Annotated in this window: 1 protein-coding gene; it reads left to right on the top strand. The window is 46.1% G+C overall.

Annotated features, from left to right (window positions below):
- Nucleotides 1-647, top strand: a 647-nt coding sequence (locus tag R7Q46_RS27760) for a sigma-54-dependent transcriptional regulator (protein WP_318078372.1), incomplete at both ends; no start/stop codon positions are given.

The raw sequence follows: 647 nt of genomic DNA, 5'->3' as shown, positions 1-647 counted from the left end.
GTTAGGGATCGACATTAATATTGTCGGTACAGGTAGAGATGCCATTGAAAGTCTCAATCATCGAATTCCAGATCTTATTCTTCTCGATCTTCGTCTGCCTGATATGACGGGGATGGATGTTTTGCACGCCGTTAAAAAGAGTCATCCAGATGTGCCCATCATTTTCATGACGGCTCATGGCTCTATCGATACAGCGGTAGAAGCGATGCGTCATGGCTCTCAAGACTTTTTGATCAAACCGTGTGAAGCAGACCGTCTGCGTGTTACGGTCAACAACGCAATTCGCAAAGCAACTAAGCTAAAAAATGAAGCAGATAATCCGGGTAATCAGAATTACCAAGGTTTTATCGGCAGCAGCCAAACCATGCAGCAGGTCTATCGCACCATTGACTCTGCTGCTAGCAGTAAAGCGAGTATCTTTATTACTGGTGAAAGTGGTACGGGTAAAGAGGTATGCGCAGAAGCCATCCACGCTGCAAGCAAACGTGGTGATAAGCCGTTTATTGCCATCAACTGTGCAGCCATACCTAAAGACTTAATTGAAAGTGAACTATTTGGTCACGTAAAAGGGGCATTTACTGGTGCGGCAAATGACCGTCAAGGTGCCGCTGAGTTAGCCGATGGTGGCACGTTGTTCCTCGATGAAT

Source organism: Vibrio sp. 811, from assembly GCF_033339195.1.
This window is presented reverse-complemented; position numbering and strand designations above follow the sequence as displayed.